The sequence below is a fragment of the Mycobacterium sp. NGS61 genome (assembly GCF_059812325.1).
Genome location: NZ_JCALCL010000003.1, coordinates 409,162 through 430,981, shown reverse-complemented (window position 1 = coordinate 430,981; position 21,820 = coordinate 409,162). Strand labels below are relative to the sequence as shown.

At 61.2% G+C, this 21,820-nt stretch carries 22 protein-coding genes and 1 pseudogene; 4 read left to right on the top strand and 19 right to left on the bottom strand.

Annotation, left to right across the window (positions count from 1 at the left end; translation table 11 throughout):
• Positions 1 to 21: 21 nt before the first annotated feature.
• From AC5Y3Z_RS09615 to AC5Y3Z_RS09595, 5 genes are read right to left on the bottom strand one after another with little or no spacing between them, the layout of a single operon-like run.
• Positions 22 to 987 carry an alpha/beta hydrolase gene (locus AC5Y3Z_RS09615; protein WP_012394814.1) on the bottom strand — a complete coding sequence of 322 codons (966 nt, stop codon included), beginning with the start codon at positions 985 to 987 and terminating at the stop codon, positions 22 to 24.
• Complete coding sequence (locus AC5Y3Z_RS09610) at positions 984 to 2,501, bottom strand: flavin-containing monooxygenase (protein ID WP_012394815.1); 1,518 nt, start codon at positions 2,499 to 2,501, stop codon at positions 984 to 986. The genes AC5Y3Z_RS09615 and AC5Y3Z_RS09610 overlap by 4 nt, the downstream gene beginning before the upstream one ends.
• Positions 2,502 to 2,548: 47 nt before the next feature.
• Positions 2,549 to 4,048 carry a flavin-containing monooxygenase gene (locus AC5Y3Z_RS09605; RefSeq protein ID WP_012394816.1) on the bottom strand — a complete coding sequence of 500 codons (1,500 nt, stop codon included), beginning with the start codon at positions 4,046 to 4,048 and terminating at the stop codon, positions 2,549 to 2,551.
• A complete protein-coding gene (locus AC5Y3Z_RS09600; protein WP_012394817.1) occupies positions 4,045 to 4,968 on the bottom strand; it encodes a hypothetical protein in 924 nt (307 codons plus the stop codon). Before AC5Y3Z_RS09600 ends, AC5Y3Z_RS09605 begins: the two co-directional genes overlap by 4 nt.
• A 1-nt stretch (position 4,969) precedes the next feature.
• Positions 4,970 to 5,836 (bottom strand): SDR family NAD(P)-dependent oxidoreductase, encoded by an 867-nt coding sequence (locus AC5Y3Z_RS09595; RefSeq protein WP_012394818.1) that lies wholly within the window; start codon positions 5,834 to 5,836, stop codon positions 4,970 to 4,972.
• A gap of 129 nt (positions 5,837 to 5,965) precedes the next feature.
• On the opposite strand from AC5Y3Z_RS09595, the gene AC5Y3Z_RS09590 reads away from it, so the two are divergent.
• A complete protein-coding gene (locus AC5Y3Z_RS09590; protein WP_074319847.1) occupies positions 5,966 to 6,598 on the top strand; it encodes a TetR/AcrR family transcriptional regulator in 633 nt (210 codons plus the stop codon).
• Between the two features lie 166 nt (positions 6,599 to 6,764).
• On the opposite strand, the gene AC5Y3Z_RS09585 is transcribed toward AC5Y3Z_RS09590, so the two are convergent.
• Entirely contained in the window at positions 6,765 to 7,634 is an 870-nt protein-coding gene (locus tag AC5Y3Z_RS09585) for a metal-dependent hydrolase (protein ID WP_012394820.1), read from the bottom strand.
• A 73-nt stretch (positions 7,635 to 7,707) separates the two neighbouring features.
• On the opposite strand from AC5Y3Z_RS09585, the gene AC5Y3Z_RS09580 reads away from it, so the two are divergent.
• Positions 7,708 to 8,397 (top strand): TetR/AcrR family transcriptional regulator, encoded by a 690-nt coding sequence (locus AC5Y3Z_RS09580; protein ID WP_012394821.1) that lies wholly within the window; start codon positions 7,708 to 7,710, stop codon positions 8,395 to 8,397.
• A gap of 162 nt (positions 8,398 to 8,559) precedes the next feature.
• Here the strand turns inward: AC5Y3Z_RS09580 and AC5Y3Z_RS09575 are convergent, their stop codons facing one another.
• Entirely contained in the window at positions 8,560 to 8,937 is a 378-nt protein-coding gene (locus AC5Y3Z_RS09575) for a PaaI family thioesterase (protein WP_016889187.1), read from the bottom strand.
• Here AC5Y3Z_RS09575 and AC5Y3Z_RS09570 point away from each other — a divergent pair.
• Positions 8,905 to 9,189: a hypothetical protein gene (locus AC5Y3Z_RS09570; RefSeq protein WP_012394823.1), complete on the top strand. Its 285-nt coding sequence runs from the start codon at positions 8,905 to 8,907 to the stop codon at positions 9,187 to 9,189. The genes AC5Y3Z_RS09575 and AC5Y3Z_RS09570 overlap by 33 nt on opposite strands.
• 335 nt (positions 9,190 to 9,524) lie before the next feature.
• On the opposite strand, the gene AC5Y3Z_RS09565 is transcribed toward AC5Y3Z_RS09570, so the two are convergent.
• From AC5Y3Z_RS09565 to AC5Y3Z_RS09535, 7 genes are all read right to left on the bottom strand, one after another.
• On the bottom strand, positions 9,525 to 10,625 hold the full coding sequence (locus AC5Y3Z_RS09565) for a BtrH N-terminal domain-containing protein (RefSeq protein ID WP_042789224.1): 1,101 nt from the start codon (positions 10,623 to 10,625) through the stop codon (positions 9,525 to 9,527).
• Positions 10,626 to 10,902: 277 nt separating this feature from the next.
• A complete protein-coding gene (locus tag AC5Y3Z_RS09560; protein ID WP_012394825.1) occupies positions 10,903 to 12,009 on the bottom strand; it encodes an NDMA-dependent alcohol dehydrogenase in 1,107 nt (368 codons plus the stop codon).
• A gap of 46 nt (positions 12,010 to 12,055) precedes the next feature.
• Positions 12,056 to 13,672, bottom strand: coding sequence for a fatty acid--CoA ligase (locus AC5Y3Z_RS09555; RefSeq protein WP_016889190.1), 1,617 nt, complete (start codon positions 13,670 to 13,672; stop codon positions 12,056 to 12,058).
• Positions 13,673 to 13,720: 48 nt separating this feature from the next.
• Entirely contained in the window at positions 13,721 to 14,131 is a 411-nt protein-coding gene (locus AC5Y3Z_RS09550; protein ID WP_016889191.1) for an SCP2 sterol-binding domain-containing protein, read from the bottom strand.
• A 261-nt stretch (positions 14,132 to 14,392) separates the two neighbouring features.
• Positions 14,393 to 15,595 (bottom strand): NAD(P)/FAD-dependent oxidoreductase, encoded by a 1,203-nt coding sequence (locus AC5Y3Z_RS09545; protein ID WP_012394828.1) that lies wholly within the window; start codon positions 15,593 to 15,595, stop codon positions 14,393 to 14,395.
• Positions 15,592 to 16,932, bottom strand: a complete 1,341-nt coding sequence (locus AC5Y3Z_RS09540) for a cytochrome P450 (protein WP_046188902.1) — start codon at positions 16,930 to 16,932, stop codon at positions 15,592 to 15,594. Before AC5Y3Z_RS09540 ends, AC5Y3Z_RS09545 begins: the two co-directional genes overlap by 4 nt.
• Before the next feature lie 71 nt (positions 16,933 to 17,003).
• Positions 17,004 to 17,324, bottom strand: coding sequence for a 2Fe-2S iron-sulfur cluster-binding protein (locus AC5Y3Z_RS09535; RefSeq protein ID WP_012394830.1), 321 nt, complete (start codon positions 17,322 to 17,324; stop codon positions 17,004 to 17,006).
• A gap of 162 nt (positions 17,325 to 17,486) precedes the next feature.
• On the opposite strand from AC5Y3Z_RS09535, the gene AC5Y3Z_RS09530 reads away from it, so the two are divergent.
• Positions 17,487 to 18,452, top strand: coding sequence for a helix-turn-helix transcriptional regulator (locus tag AC5Y3Z_RS09530; RefSeq protein ID WP_046188922.1), 966 nt, complete (start codon positions 17,487 to 17,489; stop codon positions 18,450 to 18,452).
• Positions 18,453 to 18,521: 69 nt separating this feature from the next.
• Here the strand turns inward: AC5Y3Z_RS09530 and AC5Y3Z_RS09525 are convergent.
• From AC5Y3Z_RS09525 to AC5Y3Z_RS09505, 5 genes and pseudogenes are all read right to left on the bottom strand, one after another.
• A pseudogene (locus AC5Y3Z_RS09525) lies at positions 18,522 to 18,947 on the bottom strand (IS1380 family transposase); the annotation flags it as partial.
• Positions 18,948 to 19,094: 147 nt separating this feature from the next.
• Complete coding sequence (locus AC5Y3Z_RS09520; RefSeq protein WP_172827193.1) at positions 19,095 to 19,673, bottom strand: TetR/AcrR family transcriptional regulator; 579 nt, start codon at positions 19,671 to 19,673, stop codon at positions 19,095 to 19,097.
• 92 nt (positions 19,674 to 19,765) lie between these two features.
• Positions 19,766 to 20,677, bottom strand: a complete 912-nt coding sequence (locus tag AC5Y3Z_RS09515; RefSeq protein ID WP_012394833.1) for an alpha/beta fold hydrolase — start codon at positions 20,675 to 20,677, stop codon at positions 19,766 to 19,768.
• Entirely contained in the window at positions 20,677 to 21,114 is a 438-nt protein-coding gene (locus tag AC5Y3Z_RS09510; protein ID WP_041325313.1) for a PaaI family thioesterase, read from the bottom strand. The genes AC5Y3Z_RS09515 and AC5Y3Z_RS09510 overlap by 1 nt, the downstream gene beginning before the upstream one ends.
• Positions 21,115 to 21,167: 53 nt before the next feature.
• Positions 21,168 to 21,692, bottom strand: coding sequence for a TetR/AcrR family transcriptional regulator (locus AC5Y3Z_RS09505; protein WP_008256180.1), 525 nt, complete (start codon positions 21,690 to 21,692; stop codon positions 21,168 to 21,170).
• Positions 21,693 to 21,820 lie beyond the last annotated feature (128 nt).

Below are 21,820 nucleotides of genomic sequence, written 5' to 3'. Positions count from 1 at the left end.
GCATCCACGGTCCCAACACTTTCACCGGTGGGCCGAAGCTTTCAGGAAGTTTCCAGCGCGGTGGATCGCCTCACGAGCCTCGGGCAGGATTCGGAACATGGCTTGGAACACGTGGATCTGTCCCCGGTACACCTGTATCTCAACGCTTGATCCGGCCGATCGGAGGCGGTCGGCAAGATGCCTCGAGTCATCGATCAACATTTCTCTTCCGCCTACCTGAATCAGGATCGGTGGCATGGACCTGAGGTCTGCGTCGAGCACGCTGATTCGCTCATTGCGGTGATCTGCACCAGCCACGTACAGGTCAAGAGCGCGGGCCGCGGACCGAGCAGAGGCGAAAGGATCACGGCGGCGAAGTTCGCGTGCCCTCGCGAGTTCACATGTCAGATCCAGGACCGGAGACATGAGAAGCATCGAATCCGGCAGCGGCAGTCCGTCACTACGTGCGCCAAGGGCGGTGGCCATCGTGAGCTGGCCGCCCGCCGAGTCCCCGGCCACCGCAACACCGCGTTCGCCGGAAGCCGAAGGCTGCCCTGTGACGAGCCAGCGGTATGCGTTCAGTGCATCGTCGGCGGCAGCGGGAAAGGGATAGCGTGGAGCTAGCCGATACCTCACCGCAAAGATGGGCCGACCGCTCGCGGAGGCAAGTTCACCGAGCAGGCCGCGGTGGGTAGCCGGTGAGCACATGGAGTAGGCGCCGCCATGAATGTAGAGCAACGGAACCGCGTGTGGATCGACTGCAGGAGAAGTGATCCAATCCCCGCGTATCTGATTCCCGGCGAACTCGGTATCTATTGTGCGAACCGCCACGCTTCGGCGGGGCCGCGATCCCACAAGCGCCATCCGGAGTACGCGATCCATCACCGCGAGGCCGTGGGCGCTCGACGGGATGAGTTGCGACAGCGGACGCAGTGTGTTTCGCGAAGTCATTGCCACGAAATGACTTGCAAGACTGGGGCGCCGGTCCGCCGCATCAGTGTTGGTCACCGTGCGCCAACGGATTCTGCGCGACGTTCAAATCGGTAATCGGAGAGCCGGAAGGTGCGGCTACGCCAGTAAGTCTCCAGGGTAGTTGACGGACGCAACGGAACATCGCCGTGTTTGTCGAAATAGTAACTGTTGGCATTGGAACAGCTCGGCTGCCAGAAAACCTGTCGATGTCGGCGGCTAACCATGTCACCGAAGTAGCGATCGTTCGCCTGCTGTCTGACCTCTACGTAATCAGCCTTCAGCGTGCGCGCACGACGAAGACAGCGGACGATATGCCGACTTTGCGCCTCGATGAGTGTGAAGTACGAGGAGCCGTTGTAACCATAGGGACCGAAGATATTGAAGTGATTCGGGAACCCTGGGACGCTCACACCCTCGAAGGCTTGGAGGCGGTGCTCATCCCACCAGGCAGACTGCTCCACTCCACCGCGTCCCTTCAGCACATAAGTCGGCATATTGCCCGACTCCATCACTTTGAACCCGGTGGCCAAGACCATGACATCGATCGGATAACTCTTGCCATCTTCAGTGTGAACCGAGGCATGGTCGACATGGGTGATGCCGCTGGTCTCGAGCGAAACATTGCGACGGTTGTACGTTGCGAGATAGGAATTGTGGAAACTCGGTCGCTTACAACCCAACGAATAGCGAGGAATGAGTTGGTCTCGAGTCACCGGATCGTCGACCGCCCGACGCATATAGCGTTTCGCCGCCTCTTCCATGAGGTCCGACACAGGGATCAACGAGTGAAAATGAGCTGCGATGGGAAATGTGAACTCGACGAACGCCTGACTCGCAGTGCGCGTCATCAGTTGTGCCCCTGGCACCAACCGCATCACTGTCGCGGCCCAGCTCGGTATGGAGAAATCCGGCTTCGGCAAGCAGTAAATCGGCGTTCGCTGGAAGACCGTCAGACTTGATGCGATCTTCGCGACTTCGGGAATCAGCTGCACCGCAGATGCCCCAGTCCCGATCACCGCCACCCGCTTACCGGTGAGATCTTTCGTATGGTCCCATCTGGCCGTATGCAGCGTCACGCCGGCGAAGTCGCGCACTCCTGGAATATCAGGCCACTTCGGCCGACTGAGAACGCCAGAGCAATTTATCACAAAACGCGCGGTCAGATTCTGACCAGAGGAGCAGCTCAGCCGCCATAGTGCGGCGCCTTCGTCGAAACAGGCTTCGTCCACAGTCGTGTTGAACCGGATGTAATTTTGGAGTCCGTATTTTTCTACACACCGCTCTGCATAAGCCTTCAACTCATCCCCGTGAGCGTAAGTACGTGACCAGGATGTTCGCATCTCATAAGAGAACTGGTAACTATAGGACGGAATATCGACCGCTATTCCCGGATACGTATTCCAGTGCCATGTACCGCCGACGCCATCGGCGTCATCGACTATAAGAAAGTCCGCAAATCCGGCCTTCAACAGGCTGATCGCTGTACCAATCCCAGAAAACCCGGCTCCGACTATTACAATTTCGTAGTGCTGCCCAGACTCAGAACCCATTACTTCCTCACGTGCGCTTTGATGTTTACCCTATCCGCTGCTGCAGTTCAGCGTGTTTGTGTCAACTTCAGGTCAGCATCGTCACGCCGAGTGATATCGTAATCCCGCATATCCAGACGGGACAGTTCCCTGGTGAACTGAGTCGCAAAGCCCGGATACATCGTGCCGTTATAGCCATCCTCTGTTAAATACCAGCTGCTGCAACCCGAGTTCCATGTCGTGCGTCGTAACCGCCGCTGAATATTGGAGTGGTACGCGTTTTGGCTATTCTCTTTCACATCCAGGGTATGGACTCCGTTACCTTGGTCGCGCAAGAGCTCGATCGCTTTTACGATGTAATCGATTGCCGCCTCCATATATAGAAGAGCGGAGTTGTGGCCAGGACCGGAATTAGGCCCGAAAGTGAAGAACAAATTCGGATACCCGGCCACACTCACGCTCTTGTAGGCAAATCTCCCCTCAGACCACGCGTCTTCGAGTTTTCGCCCGTCGCGCCCCAGGATCGGAAATGGCGTACCGCGTTTACACACATCGAAGCCTGTCGCGAATACTATGCAGTCCACCTCATGCTCGATGCCGTCGGCGGTTCGAATTCCGTTCGGAGCCAGTGTGGCGATCGGCCAGCTGACGAGTTTGCAGTTATCGGCCTGGAGAGCAGGGTAATAGTCGTTAGTCATAAGCATGCGTTTGCACCCAGGTCTGAACTGCGGTGTTAGCTGACGTCTCAACCAGGTATCCTTCACCTGCCGACGCAGATTCGCCTTCGCGGCCGCTTGGATGACAGATGTGGCAGCGGTATCCCAAACCATGCCCACGGCCATGACCTCATGCGCCCAAAACCACGCACCTCGTAGGGCCTGTTCGGTTGCCGGCATGCGCTTGAAAGTCGAACGCGCCCAGGCCGGATGCCGGAAATTCACCCTCGGTAGGACCCAGCCGGGCGTCCTCTGAAACACCTTGACCGACGCCGCCAACTGGACCAATTCGGGAACGATCTGCACAGCGCTCGCCCCGGTCCCGATAACCGCCACCCTCTTACCGCTCATGTCATAGGAGTGGTCCCACCGAGCACTGTGAATCTTTTTCCCCTCGTACGACTCGATGCCACGAATATCCGGGAAACTGGCGTCAGCAAGTGGTCCGCTAGCCATCACGACTGAACGGCCCCGATACCGCCTGCCGCCGGTCGTGTCGACAACCCACTCTCCGGCATCCTCGTCGAATTCCAGTGCACTCACGTCCGCACCGAAATGAATGAACCTCCCAAGATCGTATTTCGCGACAATCGCGTCGATATAGGCGAGGATCTCTGCGCTCCCCGAGTATGCGCGAGTCCAGCCTGGGTTCGGCTCGAACGAGTAGGAGTACAGCAATGACGGAATGTCGCAGGCGGCGCCGGGGTAAGTGTTGTCACGCCAGGTGCCCCCGACGCGATGTGATCGCTCCAAGATGACAAAGTCGTTAACGCCCGCTTGAAGCATTCTCATCGCCGTACCGATACCCGCGAAGCCGGCGCCGACGATCAAAGTCGTTACCGTGTCCGTCATTTAGCGACCGGTTCATAGGTCAGTTCATCCGTCCATGAAGGCGGTCGCCCGAGTACTTGCACGGGGAAGATGTCGATCGCATTGCCTAAGCGCTGGGAAACGAAGTGAAGGGGTTGGGACCGCTTGATCGAGGAGGACATGTGGGCCTTCAAGATGTGATATCCAGGCACCCTCCGCGTGTGCTCACTGCGGTCCCCGACATTGCCATATCGCGTCACCGCGTTGTACAGCTTCTCTTCGGATAGCCCCATCGCGTTGAGATTCATCAACATGCGCGTGAGAAGCGGTATATACAGCAACGCGCCAGTGAGAATACGGGGGTCCATCACAGCGCCGACCGTTTGGATTGCATGGATTCGCATGGGACTGGCGCCGAGGTCATTCAGGACTTGAAAACCTACTGCAAGGTGCCGCGATTCGTCGCTGTTGACCTTATTGAATACTTCCCCGCAAATTGGGTCGTCGACCTCATCAAGGAGAAATTTCAGCAGGGCCCCGTCCAGCGCGGTCTCCAGTGCGGGAATCGCGGCGCCGATGACAGTCAGAGGAAGAGCCTCAGCGTACCGATCTAGCCACTCGATCACGAGACGGATGTTCTTATTCGGTACAGGCTTTTCGCCTTCCTCGATCATGCCCCAGCGACGCATCAGAGCAAGTTCGGCGTTGGCGTGACGCTGCTCCTCGGCGTGAAAGTAACGGTAAATGTCTCCGAGCGCTTCGAAGGGCGCCTTCGGGGCCATCGCAGCAAAGGCGCGCGCTCCGACATGCTCAATCCACACCACGTCGGACATGAATTGCTTGAGTTTGGGACGCTGTTCGTCGGTGATCAACTCCGCACCAGGGGCGCCCCAATCGATATCGGCGAGAGCCCATTGCTTGTTCTTGATCGTCTCGAGCATGTCGCTATATGCGAACGCCATTTCACTGCTCCCTCTGTTCGGCTGGATCGTTCCATGAGGCCACGCGCTCCACCAGCCCCAACGCCCGCGTAAACTGACCGGGTAAAGCTCTTTTCAGTTGCCACAAAATTTTCGCGTCCAGTTGGGGCACTACATAGATTTGTCCGCGATCGTGCGCGTTCAAGGTCGTTCGAGCCACTTGATCCGGCGAAATGCCGGTCCACCTCATCAGGTTGGTCGCGAGTTTCGCCGCCGACTCCTCAATCTGAGGATTTTTGGCGATGTTCGTCTTGACGAAGGTGGGGCAAAGCACTGTGACATTGACGTTAGTACCGCTCAGTTCGGCCGCCAAGGTCTCGGACAGAGCGAGCACTCCGGCCTTACTCACGTTGTATGCCCCCATTCGGGGCGCCGAGCCGAAACTCGCGGCGGACGCCACATTGATCACTCCGCCACGGCCGTTGCTCCGGAGCCGGGGAACGAAAGTCTCGCACCCGTAGATAACACCCCAAAGGTTGACAGAAATCGCAGCGTTCCAGTCCTCGACCGACGTAGCGCCGATGCGATTGCCGCCCGCACCGATTCCGGCGTTGTTGATCACCAGGCTCGCCGCCTTGCCAAACCAGTCTTCACTGGCATCAGCGAGGTTACGGACCTGCTCAAGGTCGGTGACGTCGCATACGACGTCGAAACCCTCGCCGCCGGCCTGCCTCACCAACTCGGCCGACTCTTTCGCAGTGATGGGGTCTTTGTCCGCACACACAACACGTCCACCTCGGCGTGCAAGCTCAACGGCGAACGCGCGGCCGATACCGCTCCCTGCGCCTGTGACTACTGCGTGGGCGCGGTGGGTTCTACCTGGTGAACTACCGAACGGCAAGAACCTCATCTGCTTGCCTTTCGGATCGCGACACTGATTTCCGGTGCGGGAGACCATTGATTTGGGGGCATCAGCCACCATTGGTGTCGCATGCCACCAGTTTGGTCGTGAGCCCGACGTTTTGTCAAGATGTTTGATGTGCGGTCGAGAAACACGCGCTGGGGTGGTCGGACCGGTGCTGAGCGTCGAGCAGAGCGACGGCAGCAATTGATCGAGGCTGCGACCGAGATTTGGAGTGAGAGCGGTTGGGCCGCAGTGACTATGCGCGGCGTGTGCGCCCGGACAGGGCTCAACGATCGATACTTCTACGAGGACTTCAAGACGCGCGAGGATCTTCTCGTCGCAGCGTGGGATGGCGTTCGCAATGACATGCTCGGCGAGGTTTCCGCGCTCTTCGACGAGCGTGTGGATCGGCCGCCGATCGAAACCATCACCGCGGCGATCGCCATCGTGGTCGACCGGATCGCACGCGATCCTGGCCGGGCGCACATCCTCCTCGCTCAGCATGTAGGTAGCTCACCGCTGCAAGATCGCCGCGCTGTGGCGCTGCAGGAGGCAACGCAGTTGGTCGTCGAGGCAAGCCGGCCACATCTCAGAGAAGACGCCGACGAGACGGCCCTTCGTATGGACACTTTGGTTGCGGTGGGGGGGTTCGTCGAAGTCATCACGGCCTGGCACTCCGGTTTGCTCGCGGTGACCGAAAAGGAAGTGGTCGCGCACACGAGCCGACTGGCTGAAACCTTGGCTCAACGCTACGTCGTCAGCGGCTGAGGCTTAACCTTTCCGTGAGTTTCGAGGCCGACTGCACTTGTCTGTATGACTGTCGCCTTGACCCGCCACCGGGCATCCAATCCGTGACGACAGGCGCGCTGTCGATTGTTTGGAGGAACGACGCAGAAACAGTGTCTTTCTGCGTCGCCCTCCTCACGCACTTTTGCTACCCCGGCTGAGCGATGACCTTCTGTGAGCCGTCTTGGTCGAACAGTTCCTTGCTCCATCGCTCCAGGACCGCGGTGCTGTCCCAATCATCAGGGTGGAAGCCGGGGCGGTTGTACGAACGGAATCGCTGCAGCGCATCGGCGGTGAACATCGGGGTGCGACTGAAGCGACGTAGGCTACGCACCAACGTGACCGGGTTATACGAGGCCTTGTCAGAGGCCATCGACAGCGCAGTCTGCAGAATGAGTTCGCCGAACAGAATTGCAGAGGCGATCCGCATGCCCCGTACGCGGGTGCGCTCGGTGCCTCCAATCAGCCGATAGGCGTCGAAGGCGACGGCTTTGTGCTCCGACTCCTCGAACGCATGCCACAGCAGAATCGGTCGAACCTCTGTCTGTCCGATGAGCTTCTGCGCGTCATCGCTGGTGAGAATGATTTCAGCGAGCGTCGCGGTGTAGTGCTCCAATGCAGAGGTCATCGACAGCCGCATTTCTGGCGAAAAGCGCCGCTCCAATCGCTTGATCAGGCGTGCGACGTGGCGGTCGATCCGCGCGGTCGGATAACCCATGGCCTGGAGCCGTTCGTTGAGGAGCCGATGCTGGTGTCGGTGTGTGGCCTCTTGCCCGATGAAACCCTTGACCGCTGTCAGCAATTGGGGATCGTCGATGGAACTCTGGAAATACTTGACCGAGCGGATGAAGAAGTCTTCCCCTTCCGGGAAGGTCGCAGAAAGCACCGAGATGAAATGGCTCATCACCAGGTCGCCATCCACGAAGTGTCGCCGCTTCGTGGAGGTGGGCATGGGGAAACGAACGCGCCGGGGTTTTGGCAATACACGGCTCTTGGTCGAGGCTCGATCTTCCGGCATCTTGACGGGGTCCTTCCTCCGTTGCGTGATCTGACTTTAGGCCTTGTCACATGAGACTGCCAGAATGTAGGGCATGAGTCCAGCACGTGTTTATGGCGGGCTGTCCGCAACTCAACGCGATGCGCAGCGCCGCGCACTGCTGATTGACGCCGCGGTCGCGCTCATGGGCAAGCAGGGAGCCGCCGCGTGCACCGTGACCGCTGTGTGTACGGAGTCAGGAGTGACGAGCCGGTACTTCTACCAGCAGTTTCGCGACAGAGACGCGCTCCTGCGTGCGATGTTCACCAAGATCTCCACCACCTTCCAAGCCGTGATCACCAAGGCGATACCGGATGACACCGTTGCTCCTCAAGAACTCGCTTACGCTCCGATAAAGGCCCTGGTTCAGATGATCGAGAACGATCCCAGCATGGCCCGCATATTGTTTGTCGAATCGGGCGCTGAACCCCTGCTTCGGCAGCTGCGAAGCGAACTGATGTCCGAATTTGCGGAGCTCGTCCTCAGAGAGGCCCGCCTGCATCTCGATATACCCAGCGAGGTGATTCAGGTCGCAGATCTCGCCGCTACCTACGGTGTCGGGGGCCTGTTCGAGATTCTCCGTCGCTGGATAGACGGACAACTAAACCTATCGACCGAAGTGCTTATCGAGCATTGTGCGGGTTTTCTCGGCAGTCTTGGCCTGTATACCCTCGGCCAGAAACCTGACCCGGCCGCTTCGCACATCCAGGTCGATATCAACTCCCCGGCGGGCCACAACAGATGAGACCGGCGGTATTTTCGCCGACACGCTGCGGCGTCACGCTACCGAAGGCTGGTACACCACGATGTGGTCGAGTACGCGTTTGCTTAGCAAACCCCCTGTCGGCCCCGGTTCAATCCTGAGCAGCCTGCGCCGGTTGAAAAATGAGCAGATTTACGGGTTGAGTCATCCTTCCCAGGGTGGTCGCGCAGTGCAGCGTATTGACGACGCCTTCTGTATGGAGCTAGTGAAGTGATCCAGCGTGACGACGACGAATAACCCGGACGCGGACGCGACCAGCTGGCCGGTGGCTTCCTCGCGCAATTCTGTCCGCACTTCGAGTTTCCGGCCGGTTCTGGACACGAGCTCCGCGCTGACCTCGTAGGGAACCCCCAGCAATACCGGCGCGAAGAACTCGGTGTCGAGCTTACGGGTGACGGCCATCTCACCGACGACGTAGAGCAGCATGCCCACCGTGTCGTCAAGAACCGTCATGACTGCGCCGCCATGTGCGATCCCGGGTGCGCCGCGATGTCGGCCGTCGAAGATATGCCTGGCGCCCACCCCGTCGCCACGCCGACGCGCTCGCAGGCGATGACCGTGCGGATTGTCTGTGCCGCAACCAAGGCACCACGGATGGTGCGCATCGAGGTAGTCGCCGTCGGCGGCGATAACACGATTCTGAAAGTTATGCCACCACGCGATGGCCGAATCTTCTTCCGCTTGCTCGTCGATGACGAAATCCTCCTAAATAGGACCACGCAGTGCATGGACCACCATGCGACTGAAGAACTGCGCCGACGTCGGCTGGGCTGATCGCCCGAAGACAGTATGTAAAGGACTCGTTAGCCCGCCGAGATCATCGCTGCGGTACACCTTCCAGTTCCGTCACTATCAGCCATTTGGTCCTGCCCCGCAATACGCCCTCGACGCTGTCGCCGCATAGCTCGCCCGATAATGCTCGGGGTCGTCGTCGGTGCTATAGGGGTCATACCAAATCCTGTCCCCCACAGCGGTGACGGTCAACCTCGCCTTCTGCACAAGGGTCACGAACGTCACCGACCGCGTTCTGGGCGAAGCGCTGAACATCGTCATGCTGCCAATCGAGAAACCAGTAGTCTTCAGGAAACTCGATTGATTTGAAGTGCCACTCACAGATAGCCTTTCAGATGAGCTTCGATGCCGGTATCGACAGTGCCAACGGATCGACTGGCCGTTTCGAGGGCTTCGACGAGGCGCGTTTCGGCGTCCGGGATCGTCGCGGCGACTTTGGCCGCAGCTAGACTACGACTCCGTAGCGATGTGCCGGCATCCGTGGCTGCGGCCGCAAGCGTAGACCACGCTTTGGAAGCATGTCGGGCCGCGGCAGCCGCTTCGGCAGTGGCGGCGTCATCTAGGAGATCGGCGATGTTCTGGCAACCGTCTGCCTGCAGCGTACGAAAGAGCCCGCCGCCGGTACCGGCTTTCTCGATGAACGCCCCGAGCCCGAACAATGCCGCGGTCAGGGCATCGTCATCGAACAGCGTTGGCCAATGCCCTACGTCATCGGCGAAGTCCTGCACACCCTTCAAACCGGAAGATTCGACTTCAGCTGCCTCGATGCGCAGTAGCGGCGCACCTACGGCACCGCCGCGCATGAACGCTGCGCTCGCGGCGAGTGCAGCGGCCGCGATCGGCCCAAGGTCTGGCACTCGCTCTGGCCAGTCGACGTGATATGTGGTGTGCCGGGTAGGTGTGGGAAACCCGACCGAGGACCGCGCCCGGCGTAGGTCGTCGTAGGCCACCGTCTGGGTTGTCTCGCGGTCATTATCGACCACATAGGCGACCCGTTGTTCGTCATCGTATCCGGTGATGACAATGTCGTGACGGCTCATGTGCAATCGGACGCGCAGGTAAGGAAGTTCGCCGATGTCAGCCCAGACCATGACGGGTCGACCTTTGTCGATTTCGTCGGTCACAAATGCCCATCCCACGTCCGGGTCATCGGTCGATCGCACGACGAACTTTGCGCCAACCCGGGAGAGGTAATCCTGTTCCAGGTCGCTTCCTCGTCCTACCAGGTACACCTGGGGGAACAACTGCGTAGAGCGGACGTACGAGAAGTCCAAGACTCCGCCGAGGGTGAAGACCAATCCTTCACTGAGTGCTTCTGTCCCCCATCCGAGTTGGGCCCATTCAGTAAGGTCACGAAGCGCACCGGAACCACAGTGCCCTCCCCTCCTATGGGGATAGGGAACTTGAATCCTCGTCATCGCCGCTTCCTTCCTTGTCAGTAGCACTGTTGAGACTCGTCAAAAGCTACGTTTCATCACGGCTTCCCGGCTGACAGTAGGTGCCAACACCAACACGCGTGACCGCAGCCAACCTCAGCCGCGCATCTCGACAGCCTATGGCGATGGGGCACATTGACTTTCGATCGCTAGTCCTGCATCAACACGTCAACGGTAAGAGCCACAGACGCGCAGCACTCAACCGTTGTACTCAGCTCGCTTGCTCCCGTGGTCGCGCTCCCGCGCTTCGGCTGCTTTATCAGAATCGGATGAGTCCTCGGATGTTGCGGCCCGATCGCATATCCGCGTAGCCTTCGTTGATCTGATCGAGGGTGTACTCACGGGTGATCAGCTCATCCAGCTTGAGGTGTCCGGCGTTGTAGAGCTCGACGAGCCGCGGGATGTCGTGGGCGGCGTTCGAAGAACCGTACAGAGCGCCGCGGATCTGCTTTTCATACAGCGTCAATTCCAGCAGTGAACCCGACATCGAGGTGTCTTCGGGGTGCCCGATCGCGGTAACGACCACACGGCCGCGTTTACCGACCAAGGACAGCGCCTCGCCGATGTAGGACCCTTCGGCGACATCGGTGGTCAAGACGCAGACATCGGCGAGTTTGCCGCGGGTGATGTCACTGATCAGTGACCAGGCCTCGTCGATCGTGGCAACGGCATGCGTCGCACCGAAACCGCCGGCTTGTTCACGCTTGAACGCCACCGGATCGACAGCCACGATGTTCAACGCGCCCGCGATGCGGGCACCCTGAATCGCATTCATGCCGATGCCACCGGCTCCGATCACCGCCACGGTATCCCCGGCACGCACCTCACCGGTGCGCACCGCCGACCCGTACCCGGTCGTCACACCACACCCGATCAACGCCGCCTTGTCCAGCGGTGTCCCCTGGTCGATTTTGACCAGAGACGCCTTGGGGACCACGGTGTATTCCGAGAACGTGCCCAGCAGGCACATCTGGCCGACGTCCTCACCCCTGGCATGGAAACGGTAAGTGCCGTCGATCTGGGGTCCCATCATGAGCGCGGCACCCAAGTCGCACATGTTCCCCATCCCCCGCGCGCAATAGGAACAGTGCCCGCACGACGGCAGGAACGTCAGGATCACCGAATCGCCCTCGGCGACGTTCTCGACACCCGCACCCACTTCGACCACGGTGCCGGCACCCTCGTGGCCACCGACGACGGGCAGCGGAATGGGCAGGTCGCCGGTCACGAGGTGTTCGTCGGAATGGCACAACCCGGTCGCGGTCAGCTGGACGAGCACTTCATCGGGGCCGGGAGGATCCAACTCGATGTCCTCGACTTCCCACTTTTCTCCTAGGCCCCACAGCACTGCAGCACGTGTCTTCATGTGTGTCTCCTTAACGTCAGTGTTTCGGTCGCAGTGGATTGATGATTCACGCCAGCGTCTCGATGATGAGGTCACCGTCGGCGAACTGGCGGCGCAGCTTCTTCTTGTCGAACTTGCCAGTGGAAGTCAGCGGAATGTCGGTGACGAACGCCCACCGTTCCGGTAGCCACCACTTGGCCACCCGCGCACGCAGAAATTCGGTCAGCTCCGCCGCGGTGGCGGTGCGGTCGGCAGCCAGGACGACCACCGCCAGCGGCCGTTCCTGCCACTTGTCGTCGGGCACTCCAATCACCGTGGCGGTGCGCACCGCAGGGTGAGCGGCCAACTCGTTCTCCAATTCCACCGAGGAGATCCATTCGCCCCCGGACTTGATGACATCCTTGGAGCGGTCGGTCAGCGCGATGAGCGCGTCCGCGCTGATCGTCCCGACGTCCCCGGTACGCAACCACCCGTCCGGCGACGCCGCCGGACTGTCATTCTCGTAATACGACTGAGTGATCCACGGGCCGCGGACTTGAATCTCCCCCACCGATTTTCCGTCCCACGGTTGTTCTGCACCGCTGTCATCGACGATGCGGGCCTGCACACCGGCCACCACCCGGCCTTGGGTTGCGCGCAGGTGAAGCGACCTCTCCGGGGTATCAGAACTCCGCGGCAGAGCGACCGAGGCCAGCGGGGAAGTCTCAGTCATCCCCCAAGCCTGCACAATGCGGATGCCCAGCTCGTCATAGGCGGTCATCAACGACCGCGGAACCGCCGAACCACCGCAGGCCACCATCTTCAGCGAACTCACGTCATGGCCAGGATTGTCGCGCAAGTAATGCAGAACATCGGTCCAGATTGTCGGCACCGCCCCCGCCATCGTCGGCCGCACCGCCTCGATCATCTCCACCAAAGGCCCCGCCTGCAGGAAACGGTCAGGCAGCAGAAGCTGCGCGCCGGCCATCATCGCCGCATACGGCAACCCCCACGCGTTGGCGTGGAACATCGGAACGATCGCCAACACCGTGTCGTCATGACCGATGCCCAAGGCATTCGAGGTGCACGCCGCCTGAGAGTGCAACCACGTCGAACGATGGCTGTAGACAACACCTTTCGGGTGCCCGGTGGTACCGCTCGTATAGCACATCGCTGCAGCCGACCGCTCATCGACATCGGGCCACTCGAACGTACTCGACTGGGCGGCCACCACATCGTCGTACCGTAGGACGTCCTTTCCGCACCCCTCGACCGCGGCAAGATCGCCGGTTCCGGTCACTAGCACCGTGCGCACCGAGGTCATCGACGGCAACGCCGCCGCCAAAAGGGCAAGCACCGTACTGTCGACGATGATCACCCGATCCTCGGCATGATTGGCGATCCACGTCAGCTGTTCCGGCGGCAGCCGCAGGTTCAACGTATGCAGCACCGCGCCCATCGACGGCACCGCCGCGTAACAGTCCAGATGCTCCTGGTTGCTCCATTGCAGCGTCGCGACACGCTCATCTCCACGGATGCCGATCTGGCGCAAAGCATTTGCCAACCGTGCCGCACGCTCACCCACCTCGCGATAGGACACCCCAGAGATCTGCCGGGGTCCGCGCGCAGTCAGCACCTCGCGATCGCCATGGACTGCCGAAGCATGGGCCACGATCGCGGGCACAGTCAACGCAACGTCCTGCATCGTGCTCCTCATCGCACACCCGCCCTACAGCCCGCGGTGAGGCGAGGGTCACGCATCGATGAGGTCCTGCCGATTCTGGCTCTCCAGCATCAACCGGTACTCGGGGAACAGGTTCTTGGCCTGCGGGATCAACTTGATCAACTTCGGCACCGGACCTTTCGCACGTACCGTTCCCTTGGCCATCGCCATCGTCAAGTTCACCTTCCCCAACCAGAACTTGTTCCCCGTGTCTGCCGACATGAACAACTCCACGTTGGGCACCGCGGTACTGGCCGCTCCGGTCTCCACCACCTTGTTCGGCATGTCCACCGTCACAACCGCATCCGGATCTGTGTAATGCACCCGCAACACCACACCCGAATTCGCGAGCTTGTCCGCCAGACCCTCCTTCTCCAAACCCCGCCGAAAGATCCCGCCCAGGAAGGCATAGACCTCGTCCTCGTCCCTAAATACCGCCACCGTCAACCTCAACTAACCTCATTGTCAGAACAGAACAGAACAGAACAGGCACCGACTTCTGACGCTGCTCCTCCGGAAAGAATCGTCATGCTCGTTGGGAAACCCCACTAGGTCCTGATGCGCTGCGCCAAGGCGACCGCCGGGCAGCCGCTAGCGTTCCTTTGCCAGCGGGGCTGGATGGCAATTGTCACTGAAGTACCTCTCCAAGACACGCGTCGCATCCGCCGTCGTCGTTCCCACCGCCTACGCACCGCCGGCACCTCAGTCCGAGCCGGCGAGCACCAGTTCGGCCCGTTCGACGGCGACTTGCTGCGTGATGACCCGCTTGCTGAACATGAAGTCGCGGGGACGGTTGATGCAGTCGGCGGCAAGAAGCTCGCCGGCACGGAGGTAGAAGCAGGTGAAGTCGCGCTCCCGGGTCGGGTCGCCGCTGAGGACGACCTCGTCGTACCCGGTGTTGAGACCGGCGATCTGGAGCTTGAGGTCGTATTGATCTGACCAGAACCATGGAAGGGCCGCTATCTTCTTGGACTTCCCACAGACGGTCGCGGCGGCGACCTTGGCCTGCTCGGCCGCGCTCGGCACGGACTCCAGGCGGATGCGACGGCCGTAACGGGCCATGTCGTGGCTGGCGCAGTCCCCGGCGGCCACGATGTCGGGGTCGCTAGTCCGGGCCTGATCGTCGATCACGACGCCGTTGTCGACGACCAGGCCCGCGGTGGCGGCGAGCTCGGTGTTCGGCTCCACGCCGATGCCGACAATGACGAGGTCGGCGGGAATTGATTCGCCACCGGCCAGGATTACTTCGCGGACCCTGCCGTCGCCGGACAGAGCCTCGACCAGCGTGCCCGTCCGGATGTTGACGCCCTCCTCCCGGTGGATCCGGTCGAAGAACTCCGATACCTCCGGGGCGGTGACCCGTTCAAGGACGCGCCCGGTCGCCTCGAGCAGGGTGACCTCCAGACCCAGTGCACGCAACGAGGCGGCTGTCTCCAGTCCGATGTAGCCGCCGCCGACGATCACCGCCCGACGCCCGGGGCCGGCGGCCTCTCGGATCATCTCGCCGTCCGCGGCGGTGCGTAGGTAGAAGACTCCGGCCAGGTCCGCTCCCGGGGTGGGGAGCCGACGAGGCCGGGCGCCAGTGCACAGCGCGAGCTTGTCGTAGGGCAGTGCGTCGCCGGTACTCAGCACGACATGACCAGCCGAGCGGTCGACCGCCGCCACCGTCGCATCCAGGAGTCGGATCCGCTGCTTGGCGTAGAAATCCGAGTTGCGGATCGCGAGTTCGGCCAGTTCGCATTTGTCGGCCAGGTACGACTTGGACAGCGGGGGCCGCTGGTAGGGCAACGCCGACTCATCGCCGACGAGGACGATTTCGCCGTCCCACCCTTCTCGGCGAAGACTGGCGGCGAGCTGGGTGCCCGCGTGGCTGGCCCCCGCGATGACCGCTCGCTGCACGGTCATGCGCCACCTTTCGGGGTGAGGCGGACCATCAGCTTACTGATCCCCCTCACGAAGTTGGACTGCACGTACTCGGGCTCACCGACGACCTCGATGTTCTCGAACCGCGGAAGCAGCTCCTCCCACAGGATCCGCAACTGCATCTCGGCCAGCCGGTTACCCATACAGCGGTGCACGCCGAAACCGAAGGAGATGTGGTTACGGGCGTTGGCCCGATCGATAATCAGGTCATCGGGCCGATCGAACACGCGCTCGTCGCGGTTGCCCGAGGCGTACCACATCAGGACCTTGTCGCCCTTGCGGATGAACTGCCCGTTGAGCACAGTGTCGGCCTTGGCGATCCGGCGCATATGCGCGAGCGGGGTTTGCCACCGGATGATCTCCGAGACCATGTTGGGGATCAGCTCGGGGTTCGCCTTCAGCTTCTCAAACTGGTCAGGGAACTCGTTCAGCGCCAGAACACCACCGCTCATGGAATTGCGGGTCGTATCGTTGCCACCCACGATCAGCAATACCAAGTTGCCCAAGAACTCCATCGGGCGATCGATCAGGTCCTTGGTGCTCTCGTCGCTCTGCAACATGGTGATCAGATCGAAGCCGGGCAGCTCTCCGGCAGCTGTCCGGGCTGCCTTGTCCCGCCAGTGAGCGCTGAGACCTCTAGCCATATCGACCATGCCGCGAAATATCTCGTCGTTGTCCGAGGGCCCACCGTTGGCTTGCTCCATGGAGGTGGCGAGATCGGACCATTGGACGAGCTTGCGCCGCTGCTCGAACGGGAAGTCCAGCAGCGTGGCCAGCATGCGCGCGGTTAGCTCGATCGAGACGTGCTGCACCCAGTTGAACGGTTCGCCAAGCGGCAGAGCGTCGAGCACGTCTACCACCCGCTCGCGGATGAGGCCCTCCATCTCACGCAGGTTCTTCGGTGCGACCACACCCTGGACAGCCTGCCGTTGCCGGTCGTGTTTTGGGGGGTCCATCGCGATGAACATCGCAATGTCGAGGAAGCGCGGCGGGCTCCCGATGACGATGAACGGCTCGGAGGAGAAGACCTCGTGGTTCTTGTCGACGGCCACGATGTCGGCATGCCGCGTCACCGACCAGAACGGGCCGAACGCGCTGTGGGCCTGATAGTGCACGGGAGCCTCGTTGCGTAGGCGCTCGTAATAGGACTTCCAGCGACCCTGACGATAGAGGAAAGGATTGCTAAGGTCGATGTCGGTCAGTTCAACCTCGTCAGCCGGCGGGATCGGTCGCTCGATGAAGATTTTTTCACCGTTGGTGCCGGTGACCCAGCGCCGCGTTCTGTCGTAGAGGTGGGCGCCCTGGATTATTCGGTCCATCGGAATTGTTGCCTGAGCCTTGGCAGTGACTGCCTCGCGAATATTGCTCACGTCTCACCTCTCTTTCGTCATCACAGTTGGAACTCGGGCAGATGGACGATCAAACCGTCCCACGCCTCAGAGACCTGCATCTGGCAGGACAGCCGGGAGGTCGGCTGACGCTCGGGGTTCATCGCGAGCATCTCCTCTTCATTGGCCCCGGAGAGGCCGACCCGATCGGACCATTGCGGATCGACGATCACATGGCAGGTGCCGCACGCGGCTTCGCCTCCGCAGTCGCCGTCGATGCCGGGCACCGCATTGTTGGTCGCGACCCGCATCAGTGACTGACCTTCCTCGAGAGGCGCCTCATACTTCTCGCCGCCGTGGGAGACAAATGTGACAACTGCCATAGCCAGGCTCCTTGCGTGTCCTCAGTTACTTGACACAAGTCTTGCGCCAGATGAGCGCTGCGGCTATGTTCGCCGGAGTCAGAAACTTGTGATTTCGGCTCAAAGGGGCCATGGTCAGTGAACCCCAATGACGCGGGTGTGCCCCCACTCGCATTCGTGCAAATGCTCGAGAGCCCGGCGTTTGACCCAGACGCCGTCGCGCGGCTTCGCAACATCATGGCTCGCGAAGGAACCGACGAGGCGACGCTGATTCAGCGTGATATCCAGGCCCCGTTACGGTGGTTTCGTGAGGCGTACCCCGGTCTAGACATCGATCAGGCAACGCTGCTCGGATTTGCGTTAGCCGAACAGGCACAGTTGACGTCCTTCGGCCCGCTGAGTGTTCCGCTGGTCAGCGCGGGCTCAGTGGCCGAGATCGTAGAGCTGCTGACTTATCTGCCGTTGATCACGACGGCTGTCAAAGCACAGTTTCATCCAGATGACCAAGGCCTCACCGTCGGGCTCTGGGGACACACCAGCGATCGTGCCCTGGACTGCCTCGCCGTCACGTACGCCGGGTTGGCGTTGTTGCGACTGCTGGACATGCTCGTCCGTGCGGCGCCGACCCTCACACTCCACTTGAGTTGGCCAGCGCCCGCCGCCTTGAAAGATCGCGAGGACGACCTTACCGCCGGGCGCCTGTTCTTCGACGCTCCGATGTCCTTCCTCCATGTTCCCGCGGACACGCTCAACGAGGTGTGCCGGTTCTCCGATCCCGTCGCATACCGACTCGCCATCGTCGATCTGCAGCGAACTCTCGACCAGCGGAGCGAAACCACGTCGTTCTCGGAGAAGGTGAGACGGCTGCTGCAGAAGGAGCCCGGACGCCGAAGTAAACATTGGTTCGCACATGAGCTGTCGATGTCCACCAGCACACTCAAGCGGCGCCTCTCCGAAGAGGAGACCACCTTTCGCGAGTTGCGCCAAGCATTCCTGCGCGAGCGCGCGATGCTGCAGCTACTCGACCGATCCCTATCGGTGAGTGAGATCGCCACGGATCTCGGATACAGCGACCTCGCCAACTTCTCACACGCCTTCAAGCGATGGACCGGCCGCTCTCCGAGCGAGTTTCGGCTCTCACCACATTGAGCTGTCCCGGCGGGTCCGGAGATCCCGACCTTTGCGGCGTCTTTCTGCAGCGTCGCCTCTCCCCGGGTGTTCGATGAAGGCCCGAGCCTGCGCGCCGGGCAGCAGATTCACCCGGTCACACAAGCCGGCCAGATGCTCGGCCAGCACCGAATCCAATTGGCGGGCATAACCGAAAGTGAACTCCCGCAACAGCGTTCCCATCGTTGACGGGGGATACACCCGGCGGAAAAAGGGTTTTTATGCCGCCAGCGCGGACCAGGTCGACATCATCGATGTAATCCGCGCCCGCGTACATGCTCGCGATCAGGGTGGCCAGTTTCGGAGCCGGATTGGCCGACCTCGACTTGACCCTGGGAGCTGCGATGTGAATCTTGTTGGCCAACAACTCCGATAGGCCTGCCTGCTCAGCCAGCGCCATCACCGGCACCAGGCCCGCGCACGACACCAGATGTCCTCATCGAACACATCGGACCGCGGGGTGAACGTGTGGGACACTCGCGCCGGAAGTGCCGTTCTCGAACTGGACCGATTGTTGCCTGAACAATATCAATCTTCCCAGCTCAGAACGCACTTTCCTTATCCCGACACCCCGACAAACAGTCCATTGTCAGTGGATCGAGGCTAAGACCGCTCAAGTCACAGCTATCTATAGCCAACGCCGAGGTAGCGGAGCGCCACCCGCGAGATCCGCGCACCCGTGGTGGCGATGTCCGCGGAGGGAAGGACGACGTGACTCACGGTGAGCCGCACCAGAACGTCTGCGACCTCCTCGACGTCTTCGGAGTCGAGATCGGCGAAGTGGTCGTGAAACCACGCGACCAAAGCCGCGGAGGAGAGCTGGAGCAGGGACGCCGATGTCGGCAGGAGAGGAAGAACGCCCGTCGTCGGCGCACCGGCGCGATCATCCCCTGAGTGGCTGGACGTCAGCACCGACTTCAGGAGCGGACTGGCTTCTGCTTCACGCAGGGTGAACCGCACCGCTGCGGTGATGCCGCCCTGAACGTCGCCGGTGTGTTCGGCGAGGATGGCGTGGATACCCTCCAGGAAGCGCTGACCCTCGGCCACCACGAGCGCGTCACCAAGTCCCTGCTTATCGCCGAACTCCTTGTATAGCGTCGGTCGGGAGACGCCGACAAGTTCGGCGACCTCACTCACTCGGACTTGTTCCCAGCCCTTCTCAATGGTGAGTTCCCGTGTCGCCCTCAAGACCTGCTCGCGGATATGTCGGCGAAACGACATCCGCGCCGAATCAGTTGGCATACGAGCAGAATAGGTGGCGAACTGGGATCTCCCGCGCAGCCCGACGACTGGCGTCAAACGGTACGGTCGAGAAAGTCGACGACCGCCGTCGAGAATGCGTCGTTGTTGTCGCCAGCAACCATGTGGCCCGCGCCCGACACGTCAACGGTTTGCGCGTGGGGAACCAAGGTGAGGAAATCCTTCACTGTCTCTTCGGAGACTATGTCCGACAGCAGGCCGCGGACCAGCAGCGCCGGCGCGGACACCTGTCGCGCGCCATCGACAAGGAATGCGCTCATCATCTCGAACTCCTCTGCGCCGTCGTCTGAATCACTCTGCAGGAACTGAAAATTCGACGTCGCAAACGCCGGATCCCATCGCCAGGCCCAGCGACCGTCTCCACGTCGGCGGAGGACTTTTTGAAGGCCGTCGACGTTTTCGGGGCGAGGGCGGTGCGGGTTGTAGGCGGCGATCACGTCAGCGGCCGACTCTAGGCTGTCGAAACCTTCGGGATGGGCCGACATGAACGATAGGACTCGGCGGGCGCCGTGCATCTGCATTCGCGGAGTGATGTCAACCAGGACGACGGCCTGCCATAGCTCCGATGGGGCGAGCAAGTGCGTGCCGAGGATGGTCAAACCGCCCAACGATGCCCCGATCGCGGCAACTGGGCGGGCGGAGCCGGCGTACGCGCGCACGGCCAACAGGTCGGACCCCAGCCGTTCGATGTCATAGCGTCCGTCTGGATCCCAGTCGCTGTCACCATGTCCCCTTGCGTCGTAGGCGGCAACGGTGTAGCCCCGCTGATGCAATCGTTGGGCGGTGACATCCCAGGCGTGCCGGCTCTGACCACCGCCGTGAAGGAGCAACACGACCGCCCGCGGTCCGTCACAGCGGTAGAAGTCGACCGCCAGCGAGAGCCCATCCACCGTGGGCACGCGCTCGACGACAGGAGCGGACGAATCATGTGCTCTGTTTGCAGACATCAAGAGATGGCCTTCGGTGCGACGACGGTGACGGTGCCCTGCGCCGCACACACCGCTCTGCCGTCGTTGCAGATGTCGATACGTGCCACACCGCTGGTTCTGCCCAGCGAGATGATCTCAGCCGTGGCTACACAGGTTCCGCTGGAGACTGGACGAAGCAAATTCAGTTTGAACTCCGTCGTCGCGACCCAGGATCCCATCGGAATCACGGGATAAAACACCACTCCAAGGCAATGGTCGACCATGGCCGACAAGCAGCCGCCATGCAAGTTGCCGAAAGGCGTCTTCAGGTCGTCGCGTGCGTCCATCTCCGCGACGAGCCGTCCAGCAGTGAATTCAGTGTGCCGGAAGCCGAGGTAACCGGCCAGCCCGCCCGTGGTTTCTGCTGCGCTCTGCAGTTGTTCAGCGACCTGCTGGTTGAACGCGGTGAACTGCACAGACATGTCCGGCCTCCTACCTCAGCTGTGGTTGAGACATTACGCCTTGTCTGTCACATCGGTCGACAATGGTCGCTCGCCAGGATTGCGGGAAGGAGAAACCTTGAAAGAAATGTCCGGAGCCCGTCACGACTGCGCTCCCGCGGTCCTCGAACAGTCAGCAGGCTCAGTATCGTGCGGAGAACCCACTCGGCGGCGTCGTCGACGGAGACGCCCGGTTCTACGTAACTCCAGTGTCTCCTGAAGATGGGACGGAGAAACTCGGTGACGAGTTCGAAGAGTGACGTCGAGGTCCCCGCCGCGAGGCCAACGCCGGCGAGTTCCTCGTCGCTGCCGAACAACAATCCGATGATCTCTTCGCGGCGCGCGGCCTCAACTGTGTATTCCACGAAATCGACGAGAGCGGAGCCCAGATCGGTGTGCTCCGCGATCCGGGGGTTGATGCGATCGAGATAGCGCTCGGCGGCGCGAATGATGACGCCCGACATCACCGCCTCCCGATTAGGGAAGTAGCGATACACCGTTGCCCTGGAGACACCCGCTGTTCTGCCGATGTCCTCCATGGTCGTGCCTACCACGCCGCAACTCTCTAGGCACCGCTCGGCAGCATCTAGCAATCGGTCGCGAGCGGAATCACGATCTGACGGCGCGGCGGCACCCCATCGCACCAACTTCGTCGACACAACAGCCAGTATGCCGCGGGCGC